Genomic DNA, 16,536 nt, shown 5'->3' with positions numbered 1-16,536 from the left:
GAATAAAGGCAAGTTGGCAGGTTTGACAGTATGCATCTTAGTTTAGATTTAATACTTTAGTAAGAATTTTAGTGTCGTTTTATAAACGGCGCTTAAGATTGTTATCATAACATATAATTGAAACTAATATTAACTAAAATGAAATCAAAGTTAATTTGTGTAGCATCATTAATATTTTTATTTGCTACATCATGTGATAAAGAAACTGTTAAACCGGAATCTATTACAATTACAGATTCAAAAATAGAATTAAATGTTGGTAAAAGTGACACGCTTGAATACATTGTAAATCCAACACAAGCAGAGGATTATTCAGTTAGTTGGACAAGTGAAGATGAAAATGTCGCAGAAGTGCTGCAAAATGGAATAATAGAAGCAAAAAAAATAGGAAGTACAAAAATTATTATAAGTACATCAAATAATAAAACGGCTTTCTGTATGGTTACTGTTGTTGCTACAACTATAAAAGAAGTTACGTTATCCGAAAGTAATATCAATTTAAAGCTTGGAGAGGCTTCAACCTTGAAATACAAAATTTCTCCCGAAGATGCTACTGATAAAAGTGTTTCATGGAAATCAAGTGATTTAAATATTGCGACTATTACAGACGGAGGAGTTGTAAAAGCTATTGCGCCTGGTAAAGCTACAATAACAGTAACAACGAATGATGGTTCCTTTACGGCTACATGTGAAGTTACCGTTGATCCTGTACTAGTTAGTTCTATTGAAATTTCACAGACTGATTTAATGATATTCATTGATGAGTCTACTGAGTTATCAGCAATAGTATATCCTGACAATGCTACTGATAAAAGTGTTTTATGGGAATCAAGTGATATAAATATTGCAACTATAACAGACGAAGGAGTTGTAAAAGCTCTTGGTATAGGTGAAGCAGAAATAAAGGTCACTTCAAATGATGGAGATTTTTCTGCTATTTGTAAAATTGAAGTTAAACCAATTCTTGTATCTGGTATTGTCGTTACATCAACTACACAACGATTTAATATTGGGGAGGAATTTGAATTAAAAGCCGTAGTATATCCTGAAAATGCAACTTATAGAAATATAGATTGGTCTTCAGATAATATTGATGTGGCAACAATATCTGATGCTGGTATTATTACCACTAAGGCACAGGGTAGTGCAACAATTAGCGCAATTAGTGACGATGGTCTTGTGAAAGAAGAATATTATATCGAAGTTGGTTATAAAATGATTGTAACTGTCGTAAATATTGATGGTGAAACTATTGGTGATTGTAACGTAGTAGCTTGGGATACAGATGTAGAAGTTAATATTAGCACAAGTCCCATTACAGGTGGGCGTTTTGAAATATTCTCAAACAAAGAAAGAATTGTGAACATATTGGTAGCTTCTGCTAGCTATAATGGTGTAATAATTTACGACACATCAATTAATGAAAATAAATTAGTTAATGTAAAATTGACAGACAATACACACAGTTCCATTATTAGCACTTCAGAAATATGTTATATACCGGGCCTCACAGGACGCCTTAATCCAGTATGTGACAATCTTGGGAGAACATATTTATATGCTGATAACATATCAATAAATGATGAAACATTACAACCTGTCGATTTTAATTCAACAGATAGCTTAAAACTTGAAGATGCATATGGTGTGATTATGTATGTATGGATTCCATTCATACATGATAGTGTATTCTTACTGAATTACAAAAAAAATGAATAGTAAAAAATTGCATCATAAAGTCTAGCCCCGCTCGTGCGCGATTGCATCCTGTTTGTTAAGGTTTGGTCATGCCCCTACTTTATAAATAAGCTGTAAATCTTTTTAATCCCCTTCAGGTTTGGTGATTGTTTTTTGAAACCCGACAGGTTTCTTACATCATGTAAATTAACCTGTTCGGTTTAATAAGAGTAGAGTATGACTTGATACTTGGCACTTCTTTTTTAAGCCCCTTCGGGAGTTTGGGCTTGTAACATATCGATTTATTTTACTTGCTGGATGATTGCGTAAGTGTGATAAATACCCCTCAAACTTCCGGTCTGATTCGTAATTGATGTATTGTGAAAACTAGTTATTTAATGGATATTGATTTGCTAGGCTCATGAATCAAATTAAAGTATATTCGCGATTCGGGAGATAAGTATTTTAGGGCATCCTTATAGCCTGTCCTTATTTTTTCGAAACAGCAACTATCAATATCGAACTAAATGAATAATTTCCTTCTAATACTAGTCACAATTGTCTGGGGTTCAACCTTTTTTATTATTAAAGATACGGTGGGTACCGTAAACGAATATTTCATCGTTTTTGGGAGAATGCTGCTGGCTGCAATCCCTATGCTGTTCTTTGTAATCCTTAAAAACAAAAAAAGTTTGCTAAACAAGCAAGCCATCATCAAAGGAAGCATTTTAGGCTTTTTGCTCACCGCTACCTATTTATCTCAAACTATTGGATTGAAATTTACCAGCAGCGGACACAGTGCCTTTGTTACTGGAGTAGCAGTTATTTTCGTCCCGATAATTTTGTTTGTTTTCTACAAAGCCAAATTTCATAAATCCGATCTTTTCTCCATTTTGATTGTTGTTGTTGGCCTGTTCTTATTGACCTACGATTTTGATACGAAATTTAATAAAGGCGATATCATTACTTTGATTACCGCTGTTGCTGCGGCTTTCCATATTGTTCTTTCGGGTAGGTTTGTGAAAAACACCGAAACATTATCATTAATTACCTATCAGTTTATTTCCGGCTCTGTGTTCAGTTTAATTGGATTGTTGGTAGTCGGTTTCGATATGGGGAGTCTTTCCTCCGAATCGCTTACCGCCATTGTCTATTTAGGAATTATTGGAACCTTGTTCTGTTACTTTGTGTCGGTTTGGGTTCAGAAATATGTCAGCTCTGTAAAAGTGGCACTCATTTTTTCTTTAGAACCTGTCTTTGGTGCTTTATTTGGTTATTGGGCTTTAAGCGAATTATTAAATGGCAAGGAAGCATTTGGAATGCTTTTAATCTTATTTGGGGTAGTTCTCTATCAAATTCTAGTAAGCAACAAGGAAAAAAAGGAACAGCTTTGTGTGCAGGAATAAATTCCATATCCATGCGAACATGCAACAAAAAGTGAGCCCCTCACAGTTCTACATCCTCATGCTCATACTTCTAAACTAAGCTGTAAATCTTTTTAAGCCCCTTTAGGGGTTTGGGGTTCCTCCTCCTGCTTATTGTAATTCATGTAGGAGAGCTGGCCGCTTACCTCTATCCTTGCAATACCCAATGATATATCAGAAGCGTTTTGTTATGATGAAATTAACGGTGATGTTGATAAAAAGAACGAGTAGGAACCTCATGTCAAAACAGAAGAAGAAAAGTAAAAAGGATGAAGAGAAAAAATCAAATAAAAATTCTGCTTTATATCGTTTTAATCTATTTGTAAAAAGTTGAGATTCATCGATTTTATGACAACACTATTAATTTTTTTACTAGGTTTGCTGCGCAACAAAAAATACCAGTAACAAACACTAAAAGGGGAAATTAATATGAGTAGTAAAATCATTAAAAATTCAAGAAACACGGAAAATGCACCCAAAAGCTCTGTGTCTACACAGACGGTAGCTTTTTCTCATTACAATAACATTTCAGCTCAATTACCTATCGATCCCAAAACGGGTAAAATTATAGGTAATGATGTAAAAGAGCAGGCAAAGCGGTGCTTAAACAACATTAAAGCAATTGTAGAAAGTATCGACCATGTTATGGACGATGTTGTTAAAATCACTGTATTTCTTAAGAATATCTCAGATCTAGAGGCTGTAAACGAAGTTTATACAACATTTTTCCAAGGCTCTCGTCCTACACAGACAATAGTCGCAGTTGCTGCACTACCTATGACTGACGCTTTGGTACAAATGGATGCACTTATTTCAAACGGTGAAGGTACAGCTCCACAAGCTCCTTGCGCTTTGGTAAAAGTTTCAAGAAACACGAAAAATGCACCCAAAAGTTCTGTATCTAAACAAACTGTAGCTTTTTCTCATTACAACAATCTTTCAGCTCAATTACCTATCGATCCAAAAACGGGAGAACTGGTAACTGGTGGTGTAAAAGAGCAGACAGAACAGTGTTTAAACAACATTAAAGCAATTTTAGAGAGTATTGATCATGTTATGAACGATGTGGTTAAAACAACTATTTTCCTTAAAAACATTTCGGATGTTGAAGCCGTAAACGAAGTTTGTGCAAAATTTTTCCCAAACTATGTTCCTGCTCGTACAGTAGTTAACGCTTTAGCTTTACCTATGGATGCTTTGGTACAAATTGATACTGCAGTGTCGCACGGAGATGGTACTCCTCCACAACTTCCTGAAGACACAAGTCTACTTGTGATAGAAGCAAACAATACGGAAAATGCACCAAAAGCATCCTACTCACACACTGTAGCTTTTTCTCATTACAATCATATTTCAGGTCAATTACCTATCGATCCAAAAACGGGTAAGATGGTAGCTGGTGGAGTAAAAGAGCAGGCTGAACAATGCTTAAAAAATATCAGGGCAATTGTGGAAAGTGTTGATCACGATATGGACGATACCGTTAAAATAAATATCGCCCTTAAAAATATCGAGGATATTGATGCTGTTAACGAAGTTTACACAACATTCTTTAAAGGCGATCTTCCTGCAAGAACAGTAGTTGGTGTTTCAGCTATTTCTATGGATGCTTTGGTACAAATTGATGCCGTTCTTTCGAACTGTGAAGGGACACCTCCTGCAAAGTAACAAGATTTTTTAGTTATTGATTTCATGTCTTAAAAGACAGCATCTCATAAACTGTGTAAGTACAAAAATAGCTCGGGTTCTGTCCAAGCTATTTTTTTGTATCATTTTTTAACACAGGAGAAGAATACGGCTGTAAAAATATCCGTAAAGAAACCCAGCTAAGTAGTTTGTTCCTGCTTATTGTAATTCATGCAGGATAGCAGGTCGCTCACCTCTATAGTTGCAATACCCGATGATATATCCGACATGGCATAAGGAATAATTAATTTATTCTTGTGCAGTAATCCTCCACACGAATAGATAACATTCGGTACATAACCTTCGCGTTCCTCTTCGTTGGGGGTGAGTAACGGCTCATCAAGTTGTGCAATTACTTTTGTCGGATCATCCAAATCGAGCAGAATAGCACCTATGGAATATTGACGCATAGGCCCCACGCCATGCGTAAGCACAAGCCAGCCTTCATTAATTTCTATGGGCGATCCGCAATTTCCTATTTGTATAAACTCCCATGGTTTTTGGGGTTCTTGAATAATTTTTGATTCATGCCAAAAATGCAGATGATCCGAAAACATGATGTGATTGTTTTCTCCGTCCTGGCGGGATAGCATTACATATTTGCCTTTTATTTTTCGTGGAAATAATGCCATGCCTTTGTTTTGCACAGCCTTACCGTTTAAAGTAATAACATTAAAACTGAGAAAATCCTTTGTCTCTATTAACTGCGGAAGAATACTAACCCCATTGTAAGCCGTGTAGGTGGCATAGTATATGCTTTCGTCATTTTCATTGTAAAACTTAACAAAGCGGGCATCCTCAATCCCTCTGTTTTCATTTTCCGAATAGGGAAATATCACCCGCTCCGAAACGGGGCAACTTTCATTAAACTGTATGTTGTAGTTCGAATTGGCCAGCCAAAATAAAGTAGTAATTACTTTATCGTTGCAGCTAAAGTCCGGATCCATGTGAAGTACACCGATACTCACTTTTAACTCCTGAAAAGTAAACCGGTCGGGTATTTGTTCCATTACCCGGAGGCTTGTTTCATCCCATGCATTCAAATCTTCTAATTTACGTCGAAACAGGTGACTGTCATAAAACGGGTTGTGGCGCATTTTCGACGTCTCAACAAACTCGCTTATCGCATCAAAATAAATTGAATCGTCTTTATTAATTACACCACTGCGAAAAACGATTGATGAAATATGTCCTTCGCCTGTTGCACGCAAACTCATTATAAAACGCAGACTGTCTTCGGGTAAATTACTTTGGTCTGGGTGAGGAATCATCGAAGGATTAAAAAGTGCAGCCGATTCAATGGAGTACTCCATGGTAAAATAGGCTCCAATGAGCACTTTTTTTATTTTACTGATGGTGATGTCGTGTGGTAAAAACTCCGAAACATTATCAAAGTGTTCTGTTATTTGCCGCTCAATATCTTTGTGTCTGTCATTAAATTTATCACAAATAGTATGCATTACTTTATCGGCTTCCTCTTCGCTAAGCTTCAAAACCCGGTCAATTACGTGATCGACACGCGATAAGCCACCACCTGGTATATGGGCACGGGTAATTACCCGCGACGAATCACGCATTAATAGTATTGATTTCCGACTAATAAATGTGCTGATATCTACTGCCTTTTTCATCTGAATATTGCCTTATTGGTTAGTGATTTTAATAAAATACGACTACCTCTCTAAAATTTTCCGATAAACATTTAAATAAGCCTCTATCATTTTTTCCTGAGTGAATTTCGATTCGGCCCATTCCCTGCAATACGCCCTGCTTACCCATTTAATCGAATCAACAGCAAGTACTGCTTCATCAACGGTATTCACCAAAAAGCCCGATTTACCGGTCTGTATTAATTCCGGCATCGATCCTCTGTTAAACGCGATTACCGGTGTTCCGCACAACATCGATTCTGCAACACTCAAGCCAAATGGTTCGTTAAAGCTTATCGGATGCAACAGAGCAAAAGCCTCACCCAAAAGTTTATCCCTTTCTTTGGGATTTGAATTGCCTACATACACAACAGCATCATCATCAATAAAAGGTTTTACCATCTTGTTAAAATAGTCCTGGTCTTGTATTAAACCCGATATAATCAGTTTCCTTCCCGCTTTCTTCGCTATTTCAATGCATTCAGAAGTCCCTTTTTCAGGATGAATCCGGCCAAAAAAAAGTAAATATTCCTTCGGATTTAGATTAAAAGTAAAGTCAGAAGATTTTATGCCGTTGTAAACAGTCGCGATGTAATCGAGCTCGCAGCTGCGGTCGGAATTACTAATAGAGACGTAAAAATTATTCTTGTTGTACTGTTTGTAGACAGGAATAATTTTCGGCGACGAAAACCCATGTATCGTTGTTAGCATGGGTGTTTTAATGAGTTTCGAGTAAGTAAGAGGCAAAAAATCATAGTTATTGTGTATCAGATCAAACCGATCGGCCTGCTCCATTAAATTACTAATGTGCAGGCATTCCCAAACTTTTGGTTCAATAGTACTGTTTTCGGCATAAGCAGTCTCCGATATAAATTCCAATTTCCCTTTTGTACTCGAATTTCCTGTTGCAAATAGCGTCACATCAATGCCTTTTTCAGCAAGCCCTTCGGCGATATTCGAAGCTACTTGTTCCCACGGGCCATATTTTGTTGGCGGCGTTCTCCATGCAATAGGCGATAAAACAGCTATCTTCATGAGCTTATAAGTTTATTGTGGATTGCGTAAACAACAAGCCACTGGTTCGTCTAAAACAGCGGTGCCTGCGCACATTACTTTGTCAGCACGCTCTCAATTAATTAAATTCTCTCACATTTTTTGTGGATGATCTTTTTTGTGCGAATAGTTCCCTGTTGAAATCTTTATGTGCCTGCAGAACAATTAGGTGTGAAATCACATAAGCCAGTGTACTTTCGGCCCCCTGATTGCGGTTAACACCATAACTTTCCAATCCATCGCAGCAACCATTTGTTTCAGAATCATACAAGCTTATTCGCAAATCATTCTCTCCATGAAACCACATGTACGATTTGAATAATTTATTCAGATATTCTATGTCTTTTTTTATTTTAAAAGCTTGCTTAAATAGTAATATCATTGCCATAGCATCAAGCGGTTGCTGAGCAAAAGTGGCTCGTTTCCCATCTTTTTCGTACCAGCCATCACTTCCAATTATCGATAAATATCCATTGCTAAAAGTTTTACTGATTAAAAATTCCATGGAACGGAAAGCCGTTTTGCGAATTCTATCGTCATTATGTATTTCGGTAGAATGCAAGAGCGCAAGCGGCAACATGGCATTGTCGTAGGTTAAGAAGGGTTCAAACCATCTCCAGTTATCCGAACTGTTTTCCTCATAACTTTCAACCAGTTTAACTGATAAACGGCTTAGCAGTTCAGTCATTGAATCGTCGGAAGGATTTCTTTGCAGATAGTAGCTGATTCCTATTATCGTATTGGCAATGCTTCTTACTGATTTTAGTTTTTCAAAAATAGGAACTGCTTTTAAAAACATCGATCGGCCCGATTCATAGTAGGACGCATTGGGGGAATTAGCAAGTAAGTACCCAAGAGCCCAAATGGTTCTTCCAAACGAATCTTCCGATCCTACTTCATCAAGAAAACTACGGTCGAAACTGAGGAAATTCCTAAATGTTCCGTTTTCGTTTTGCATGTATTGGATATAGCTCAAATAGATCGGGCAAAATTCGAGAGCCTTGTAATTATTTTTCACTTTAAAGGCCAGTAAAGCCATTAACAATGCTCTGGCGTTATCATCCAGGCAATAGCCATGTTTTAAATTAGGGATACCAAATTTCGCATGTTGCATAATTCCCGTATTATCAGTTAATCGGTTGATGTGCTTGAGCGAAAATGGGGGCATAACCAGAATGTCAAAGTATTGCCCTTTGTTTTCTATTTCATCTTGCAGTGTATTAAATACCTGTTTGTTATATTTAGCTCCTATTTCAGGCCATGTAAATTTTCTTCCATACTCATATGCTTTTTTCCGCATCGCATTTAAAGTCTCCGGCTCATCCAGCAGCTCAATCAAAATATCGCTTAGTTGGTTCGAGTTGTGGAAATCAAATAGTCGGCCCACTCCGTTGGCTAATAATTCGGTGGCGTGCCAGTATGGGGTCGAGATTACAGCACAACCTGCACCAACTGCATACGATAAGGTACCACTCGTAATCTGAGCTTCGTTATTGTAGGGTGTTATATAAATATCCGAAGCATATAAATATTTAAACAAATCTTCCTGAGGAACATACTCGTTTGGTATTATTACGTGATCCTCAAGGCTAAGACTTTTAACAAGTTGCCTTAGATATTGCAAATACTCATCACCCGAAGCGCGCATAACACTGGGATGAATTTTCCCTAGTACCAGGTAGATAACATTTGGATGCTTTTTAACGAGCTTCGGCATTGCTTTTATGGCTACCTCAATGCCTTTGTTTCTGCTCAAAAAGCCAAATGTTAGTATGACTTTTTTCTTCTCGAGTTTAAACTCTTTCTTTATTGTTTTCTGATCAAAATGGAAGTCTGGAACCCCATGTTCAATAAATGCAATTTTTTCTCTGGGAACATCATATATATCATTCAGAAAATCAATTGCTTTTAAATTCATCACAATAACCACATTAGCCATTTTGCATATGTCCTTTAAAATGGCTTTTTCGGTGTACGAAGGATTATTACTAATGGTATGAAGGGTAACTACCAAATGTATTTTTAGGCGGTGCAGCAAGGAGAGGATGTAAACACCACTTCGTCCGCCAAAAATCCCAAATTCATGCTGAAGAATACAAACATCCGCTCCGCTCTTGTTGATGTGTTTTGCTGCGGCTATATATTCATTTCTATTTTCTTGCTGAATAGTTAGTTTTACTTCTCTCGGATACAAATGTTTTTCATCCGAATTATTCATGGCAACAATAAATCCTTCGTTCTTATTCTGATTAATATCGCCCACCATGGAATGATACAGGTCACTTGTGAAGCTACCAATTCCACACTCCCGCGGGGGATATGTTCCGATGTAGGCAAATTTCATGATTCGTATGTTTAAATGGAATATAAAAACTGCTTTGTTAATTCACAATATCATCCTGTTTCTACAGGCGTTTATAAGAGTAGGTCACGATCCTATTAAAGATAGTGAAATATCATGAATGTTGAGGTGTTTTAGGTGGGTAAAAGAACATGTAACACGCACAGTTTAAGCTATATTAAACCCTCCATCCTCCAAATTAAACTTGAATCTAAATCGTCTAATAAAACAAAGAAAATAATATGTTGGTATCTTTTTTTTGCCTTGCTGCCACTTTGCATCTTTGCCTTGCAATTATGTCCTTAAATAGCATATAAGTTCTACACAACAAATATATGTGGAGCAGAACTTATTTACAGTTTTTTAAAATATATGTTTATTTAATTGTCTGGTGTATGCTTTTGCTAATGAGTGATATGTAATATTCAAAAGGATTGTTTTTGTTGTGGATATAAACACGTAATTGTCTTTTAATTTTATTTCAAGTACTTTTGTTGTGTAGAAACAATATTTGTATCTTACAACGTTTTTATCTGATTAAAATAATTTTTTGGTAAAATACAACATCGTTAATGTTGGTGTAAATATTTGTTTTTTAGTAGTATATATGCATTTAAAGTAAATAAAAGGAATATGGTAAATTATAAAACGTACACTTCAATTGAAAAACCTGATAGTATAGAAATGGAAGCTATCGTGAGCTTTTTGCATAAGCATTTAGATGAGTATGGCGATGACAAGGCAGATATTAAAAAGGCAATTATTTATGCCATGAAGGATGAACCAGTAGGGGGCGGTTTTGTTTTGGTTGCTAAGGACAATGATGAAATAGTTGGTTCTGTAGTAATCAACCGAACCGGAATGGAAGGTTATATTCCTGAGAATATTTTGGTGTACATAGCTGTACATGAATCTCAAAGGGGAAAAGGCCTTGGTAAAGGCTTAATGAACGAAGTGATTAAAATTAGCAAAGGAGATATTGCTTTGCATGTTGAACCAGAAAATCCTGCCCGATTTTTATACGAAAAAGTAGGCTTTAGCAGCAAGTATGTAGAAATGCGATTGAAAAAGTAAAGCAAGCCTTTTCAGGCGATTGATCTTTTTTAATTGAACAGCATTCTATAATATCTGCGTACATGAACGAGAAAATTATTGCACTTCGAAGAGAATTACATAGATATCCTGAAGTTTCAAATTGTGAGTATAAGACTACTGACCGTATCATAAACTTCATCGATGAGTACAAACCCGATGAGGTGATCAGACTTGGAGATAAAGGCGTATTATTTGTTTTCAAAGGAGCTGAACAGGGGGAAACCATGATGTTTAGATGCGAGTTGGATGCTCTTCCCATCAAAGAAATTTCAGGACTCGAATATGCTTCTGTGAATGAGGGAGTGTCTCATGTATGCGGACACGATGGGCACATGGCTATCGTAGCTGGCTTGGCTCAGAAAATATCAACTGATCGTCCAACTAAAGGAAAAGTAATTCTACTTTTTCAGCCAGCCGAAGAGGTGGAGCAGGGTGCATGTGATGTTATGGAAAATGTGAATTTCAAAAACAATGAGCCTGATTATCTGTTTGCGCTGCACAATATACCTGGACTTACTAAAAATAGAATAGTTCTCAAAAATGGAAGTTTTGCTTCCGGATCAAAAGGCATGACGGTTCAGCTTACCGGAAAAACATCTCATGCGGCCGAACCTCAGGATGGAATCAGTCCTGCTGATGCCATCTCTCAAATAATCAGCAAACTTCATGTTCTAAGGACAGATAAAACGCTGTTCAGTGATTTTATTTTACTAACCATCATCCACATTCAATTGGGAGAAATATCTTTTGGGACTTCTCCAGGTTATGCCGAAATAAGAATTACTCTGCGTGCTTTTGAAAATGAAGATTTAACATTGCTTACTTCTTTGTGTGAGAAAATAGTAAAGGAAGTTGCGAACCAGGAAAAATTGGCTTGTGAAATAAGCTATACCGAAGTGTTTCCAGCAACAATGAATAATAATGCTTGTGTTGGCATAGTAGAACAAGCTGCAAAACAGAATGGTTTGGATGTTGAGTACATTAAAACTCCCTATAAGTGGTCGGAAGACTTTGGCTACTATACGGAAAAGTTCAATGCTTGTTATTTTGGATTAGGTTCAGGATACGAGCAGCCTCAACTTCATAATCCCGATTTCGATTTTCCTGATGATATCATTGAAACTGGAATAAATCTATTCTATACCATTTACAAAAGTACTTTGCAGTCATGATTGACAATACAATAATATCACTAAGTGAAAAATCAATCCAAAATAACATCTCTTTTCTAAGATCTAAACTTGGTGATCAAGTAAAAATATCAGCTGTTGTGAAAGCCAATGCCTATGGACATGGAATCGAACAAATTGTTCCCGTATTTCAGAAATATGGCATTGAACATTATTCGGTGTTCTATTACAGCGAAGCCATTCGTGTTTACAATAGCCTTCCCAAACCAGCTTCTATAATGGTTATGGGCTGGTTGAACGAAAAGGATATCAAAGATGCAATCGAAAAAAATATTGAATTCTTTGTATTTAATATTGAGCGTCTGGAATCGGCTGTGAAATTTGCCACTGAATTGGGTTTAAAAGCCAAAATTCATCTCGAAATTGAAACAGGAATGAATCGTTCAGGATTAAATGGGCCTGAATTGAATGCTGCCATTGCTATTATCAAAGAGAACATCGAGCATCTCGAGCTAACAGGCTTCTGTACGCATCTGGCTGGAGCCGAAAGTGTTTCCAATCATTTCAGAATACAGAATCAGTTGCAAAAATATCAGGAAATGGCAACTGAATTGGAAGCAAATGATTTGAAACCAAAGTACAAACATGTCGCTAATTCTGCCGCAAGCATTGTTTATCCTGAAACAAGAATGGATATGGTAAGAGTTGGAATTATGCTTTATGGTTTTTGGTCGAGTACCGAAGTGTTCGTTCAATACATTAACAGTCAGGATGACATGGTCGATCCATTAAAAAGAATACTTGGATGGCAAAGTCAGGTAATGGCTGTCAAAGAAATTAAACGTGGAGAATTCATTGGATATGGAATTTCATATCTCGCTCAATCCAACATTAAAACGGCATTGGTTCCTGTTGGATATTCTTTTGGTTATAGTCGTTCATTGAGTAATAAAGGTCGTGTTATTATTCGTGGTCATCAATGCAGTGTGATTGGTGTTGTAAACATGAATATGATAATAATTGATGTGACTCATCTTAAAACTGTGGAAGTAGGAGATAAAGTTGTTTTGATTGGCAAACAGGGCAAATCAGAAATAAAGGTGAGCGCTTTTAGTGAAATCAGTGATGAACTAAATTATGAAATATTGGCGCATTTATCAGAAAGTATAACCCGTAAAATAATCAAATAAAACTTAGAAATTATGGCTTTTGTAACTTTAGATACTAAGAAGTTAAAATCAAATTTTGATTATCTCGATTCTCTTTTTAAAGAAAATGATATTGAATGGTCAATAGTGTCAAAAATGTTGTGCGGGAATAAGGAATTTTTAACCGAATTATTAAAATTTGATTTTAATCAGATTTGTGATTCTAGGGTTTCCAACTTAAAAGTGATCAAATCGATCAATCCTAAAATAGAAACCATTTATATAAAGCCTCCGGCAAAACGCTCTCTTTCGAGTGTGGTTAAGTATGCTGATATTAGTGTGAATACAGAGTTTGAGACCATTAAACTTTTATCAGAAGAAGCTAAAAAGCAGAAAAAAACTCACAAAATCATAATAATGATTGAGTTGGGCGAACTTCGCGAAGGAGTTTTGGGTGAAGATTTCATCGATTTTTATGAAAGCGTTTTTAGATTGGATAATATTCAGGTAATCGGAATTGGAGCGAATCTGTCTTGTTTGTACGGGGTTTTACCAAATCACGATAAATTAATTCAGTTGAGCTTATATGAACAGTTGATTGAAGCAAAATTCGATAAGCAAATCCCTTATGTTTCCGGAGGTTCTTCGGTGACAATACCTCTTATTTTCCAAAATTTATTGCCGAAAGGAATCAATCATTTTAGGGTTGGAGAAACATTATTTTTGGGAACAGATGTTTACAACAATACAAAATTAGAAAAAATGAATTCTGATGTATTTCGGCTTTACTCAGAAATAATCGAATTGATTGAAAAGCGCACCGTACCCATGGGTGAGTTTGGAACAAACTTAGAGGGTGACAGTTATGAAATTGATAAATCGAGTATTGGAGAAACTTCGTATCGGGCAATAGTTGATTTGGGATTGCTTGACGTTGATGTGAATCATCTTGAATTGATTGATACAAATTTAAAAGTGTCAGGAGCAAGTTCCGATATGATTGTAATTGATTTGCACGATAACAAAGACAACTACAAAGTGGGCGATTTAATTGAGTTTGAAATGGATTATATGGGAATACTTAGGATTCTAAACTCAAGATATATTGAAAAAAGAGTGAAGCCGCTTGACAGCAAAAAGGGCTGGGTACTCTAAGGTCTTGGCAAGGCCTAATTCGTTATCTGATGAGCTTAAAGTGTTGCTGCATTATTTTGGAGATGCTGGATACGTTAGGCTTACATTAAATTCAAATTAATTATTATTGCATCGAAAATGAGTTCTGTTGATTAGATTTACAATGAATGGATTATAAGGATATTATTGTTAAAATTAGACGGATTATTCGATCTATTAACATAGAGTCAAAGAAAACCCAGAAGGATTATGGGGTAAGTATTCCGCAAATACTATGTTTGGAGTGTCTTAAGAATTCGCCTAATTATCAGGCGACTCAGAAATCCATTAGAGATCAGTTGAATCTTAATTCCAGTACTATAACAGGTATTATAGGTCGATTGGAAAAGAAAGGAATGCTGGCACGCCTGCCTAAAATCGGAGACCGAAGAACTACATTGATTGCCTTGACCTCTTTGGGTGATAATCTTTTACAGGCAACTCCTGATTTACTGCAACAAAGGCTGGCATTGAAACTGAAGAAAATATCAGATGAAGAACTGGAAGTGATAGGCAAGTCTTTGGATATATTGGTTACTATGCTCGAAATAGAAGATTTAGAAGCTTCTCCTTTGCTTATGTCAGAGGATGATATTCAGGAAGAAATTAAATCGGATGATTCTGAAAAATTGATTTAGGAATCAGAATCGAAAGTGAATGCTAAGTAGCTTTCTCATAGGATTGTGAGATTGCTGTTTTGTGAGAAGCCGAAGAATTCACATTGCGCCTTTGCCTTCGGTAATCTTGCTTCTTTTTCAACATCAAATCCCGAAAGGGTTTCGTAATGGGAAATTTGTTTCTTATAAGGAATTTGAAGAACCTTATGATGTAGATGTTGGTTATTCTTAAAAACAGATGAATCCTTTACTGCTTTTTTAGATGTTCGTTAAACACAGCAACCAAAGGAAGATATGGCTCAAATAATAGATTCTCTTTCGAAACAAGAAGCAAGAACACTTGTTTTGCTATCGCAGAAGCTGCCACCGGCAAAACAGAGTGGGAGAGCTCTCGACGATACACTATCAGTTATTGAACAGCTTGGTTATGTTCAGATAGATACTATTTCAGTGATTCAGCGTGCGCATCATCATACCTTATGGACACGGAATCCTTCTTACCAAAAATCGCATCTTGATCAACTGGTTGCTGAGAAAAAGGTTTTTGAATACTGGTCGCATGCTGCATCTTACTTGCCAATGTGTGATTACCGATACAGTTTAGTGCGAAAAAATGCGATTGCAAGTGGAGAGCAAAGCCATTGGTACGAGCGCGATGAAAAGATGATTAAATCGGTGTACGATAGAATAAAGGAAGAAGGTCCGTTAATGGCAAAAGACTTTGAATACACCGGAAATAAAACAATGGATTGGGCAAGTAAACCAGCAAAGCGAGCTCTGGAATATCTGTTTATGCAAGGTGATTTGATGATTCCATACAGGAACAGTTTTCACAAAGTTTATGATCTTACAAAACGAGTTTTACCAGGAGATATTGATACTTCATTGCCAAGTAAAGAGGAATATGCACGTTTTTTAATCACAAAATATCTGGATGCAAACGGACTTGGACAGGCTTCCGAAATTGCTTATTTACTAAAAAACACCAAAGCTCTGGTTTCTGCAAATCTGCAGGAAATGCTTTCAACGGGAGAACTCCTTCAGTTCAAACTTGGTGAGAAAATCTATCTTGCTTTACCCGATTCTTTAGATTTATTGAATAAGCCATTGTCTCGCAGTAAATTGAAAATACTTTCGCCCTTTGATAATTTGTTGATTCAACGAAAAAGAATGAAGGCAATTTTTGATTTTGATTATCAGATTGAATGCTATGTGCCTGAAGCAAAACGGAAATTTGGCTATTTTTCCTTGCCCATTTTATGGGATGGGAAGCTAGTCGCACGAATGGATTGTAAAGCCGATAGAAATAAATCGGTCTTACATATTAATCATCTCGCATTAGAACCAGAGCTTCGGGAAACGGATGCTTTCTTTTTGGCTTTAAGCAAAGAATTAGCTCCTTTTATGCAGTTTAATGAATGTACGACTATTGAAGTGCATAAAACGACTCCAAGGGATGTAAGGCAGGAGCTAGTTACAATAATAAAGAGTCTGGTAACTAATGATTAAAGCGATAAAGCAAAGCATTACTACTTGTTGGAAT

12 protein-coding genes are annotated in these 16,536 nt (G+C 36.4%); 9 read left to right on the top strand and 3 right to left on the bottom strand.

Annotated features, from left to right (window positions below; translation table 11 throughout):
* Positions 1–138 precede the first annotated feature (138 nt).
* The 3 genes from ALGA_RS08455 to ALGA_RS08445 all read left to right on the top strand — a co-directional run bounded on the left by ALGA_RS08455 (position 139) and on the right by ALGA_RS08445 (position 4,769).
* A complete protein-coding gene (locus ALGA_RS08455) occupies positions 139–1,719 on the top strand; it encodes an Ig-like domain-containing protein (protein WP_096428911.1) in 1,581 nt (526 codons plus the stop codon).
* Between the two features lie 485 nt (positions 1,720–2,204).
* Positions 2,205–3,083, top strand: coding sequence for a DMT family transporter (locus tag ALGA_RS08450; RefSeq protein ID WP_096428910.1), 879 nt, complete (start codon positions 2,205–2,207; stop codon positions 3,081–3,083).
* Positions 3,084–3,530: 447 nt separating this feature from the next.
* Positions 3,531–4,769 carry a RidA family protein gene (locus tag ALGA_RS08445; RefSeq protein ID WP_096428909.1) on the top strand — a complete coding sequence of 413 codons (1,239 nt, stop codon included), beginning with the start codon at positions 3,531–3,533 and terminating at the stop codon, positions 4,767–4,769.
* Positions 4,770–4,927: 158 nt separating this feature from the next.
* Here ALGA_RS08445 and ALGA_RS08440 read toward each other — a convergent pair whose 3' ends face one another.
* From ALGA_RS08440 to ALGA_RS08430, 3 genes are all read right to left on the bottom strand, one after another.
* Positions 4,928–6,418 (bottom strand): glycoside hydrolase family 130 protein, encoded by a 1,491-nt coding sequence (locus ALGA_RS08440; protein WP_096428908.1) that lies wholly within the window; start codon positions 6,416–6,418, stop codon positions 4,928–4,930.
* A gap of 42 nt (positions 6,419–6,460) precedes the next feature.
* Positions 6,461–7,471, bottom strand: coding sequence for a glycosyltransferase family 4 protein (locus ALGA_RS08435; protein WP_096428907.1), 1,011 nt, complete (start codon positions 7,469–7,471; stop codon positions 6,461–6,463).
* A gap of 97 nt (positions 7,472–7,568) precedes the next feature.
* Positions 7,569–9,833 (bottom strand): glycosyltransferase family 4 protein, encoded by a 2,265-nt coding sequence (locus ALGA_RS08430; protein ID WP_096428906.1) that lies wholly within the window; start codon positions 9,831–9,833, stop codon positions 7,569–7,571.
* 630 nt (positions 9,834–10,463) lie between these two features.
* Between ALGA_RS08430 and ALGA_RS08425 the strand changes: the two genes are divergently transcribed.
* From ALGA_RS08425 to ALGA_RS08400, 6 genes are all read left to right on the top strand, one after another.
* Complete coding sequence (locus tag ALGA_RS08425; RefSeq protein ID WP_096428905.1) at positions 10,464–10,904, top strand: GNAT family N-acetyltransferase; 441 nt, start codon at positions 10,464–10,466, stop codon at positions 10,902–10,904.
* Between the two features lie 62 nt (positions 10,905–10,966).
* The gene (locus ALGA_RS08420) at positions 10,967–12,097 is read left to right on the top strand and encodes an amidohydrolase (protein WP_096428904.1); all 1,131 of its coding nucleotides are present in this window, start codon (positions 10,967–10,969) and stop codon (positions 12,095–12,097) included.
* Positions 12,094–13,245: an alanine racemase gene (gene alr, locus ALGA_RS08415; protein WP_096428903.1), complete on the top strand. Its 1,152-nt coding sequence runs from the start codon at positions 12,094–12,096 to the stop codon at positions 13,243–13,245. Before ALGA_RS08420 ends, alr begins: the two co-directional genes overlap by 4 nt.
* A gap of 12 nt (positions 13,246–13,257) precedes the next feature.
* Entirely contained in the window at positions 13,258–14,358 is a 1,101-nt protein-coding gene (locus ALGA_RS08410) for an alanine racemase (protein ID WP_096428902.1), read from the top strand.
* Between the two features lie 146 nt (positions 14,359–14,504).
* The gene (locus ALGA_RS08405) at positions 14,505–15,014 is read left to right on the top strand and encodes a MarR family transcriptional regulator (protein ID WP_096428901.1); all 510 of its coding nucleotides are present in this window, start codon (positions 14,505–14,507) and stop codon (positions 15,012–15,014) included.
* A gap of 273 nt (positions 15,015–15,287) precedes the next feature.
* Complete coding sequence (locus ALGA_RS08400) at positions 15,288–16,502, top strand: winged helix-turn-helix domain-containing protein (protein ID WP_197705726.1); 1,215 nt, start codon at positions 15,288–15,290, stop codon at positions 16,500–16,502.
* Positions 16,503–16,536 lie beyond the last annotated feature (34 nt).

This window comes from Labilibaculum antarcticum (assembly GCF_002356295.1).
Classification (GTDB): domain Bacteria; phylum Bacteroidota; class Bacteroidia; order Bacteroidales; family Marinifilaceae; genus Labilibaculum; species Labilibaculum antarcticum.
The sequence above is the reverse complement of the archived record's forward strand: the minus strand, read 5'-3'. Positions and strand labels throughout refer to the sequence as shown.

Bases quoted from the DNA above. Each gene is read 5' to 3' on its own strand.
- alr (WP_096428903.1), top strand. From the start codon at position 12,094: ATGATTGACAATACAATAATATCACTAAGTGAAAAATCAATCCAAAAT.
- ALGA_RS08405 (WP_096428901.1), top strand. From the start codon at position 14,505: ATGGATTATAAGGATATTATTGTTAAAATTAGACGGATTATTCGATCT.
- ALGA_RS08440 (WP_096428908.1), bottom strand. From the start codon at position 6,418: ATGAAAAAGGCAGTAGATATCAGCACATTTATTAGTCGGAAATCAATA.
- ALGA_RS08455 (WP_096428911.1), top strand. From the start codon at position 139: ATGAAATCAAAGTTAATTTGTGTAGCATCATTAATATTTTTATTTGCT.
- ALGA_RS08400 (WP_197705726.1), top strand. From the start codon at position 15,288: ATGGCTCAAATAATAGATTCTCTTTCGAAACAAGAAGCAAGAACACTT.
- ALGA_RS08445 (WP_096428909.1), top strand. From the start codon at position 3,531: ATGAGTAGTAAAATCATTAAAAATTCAAGAAACACGGAAAATGCACCC.
- ALGA_RS08430 (WP_096428906.1), bottom strand. From the start codon at position 9,833: ATGAAATTTGCCTACATCGGAACATATCCCCCGCGGGAGTGTGGAATT.
- ALGA_RS08435 (WP_096428907.1), bottom strand. From the start codon at position 7,471: ATGAAGATAGCTGTTTTATCGCCTATTGCATGGAGAACGCCGCCAACA.
- ALGA_RS08450 (WP_096428910.1), top strand. From the start codon at position 2,205: ATGAATAATTTCCTTCTAATACTAGTCACAATTGTCTGGGGTTCAACC.
- ALGA_RS08425 (WP_096428905.1), top strand. From the start codon at position 10,464: ATGGTAAATTATAAAACGTACACTTCAATTGAAAAACCTGATAGTATA.
- ALGA_RS08420 (WP_096428904.1), top strand. From the start codon at position 10,967: ATGAACGAGAAAATTATTGCACTTCGAAGAGAATTACATAGATATCCT.
- ALGA_RS08410 (WP_096428902.1), top strand. From the start codon at position 13,258: ATGGCTTTTGTAACTTTAGATACTAAGAAGTTAAAATCAAATTTTGAT.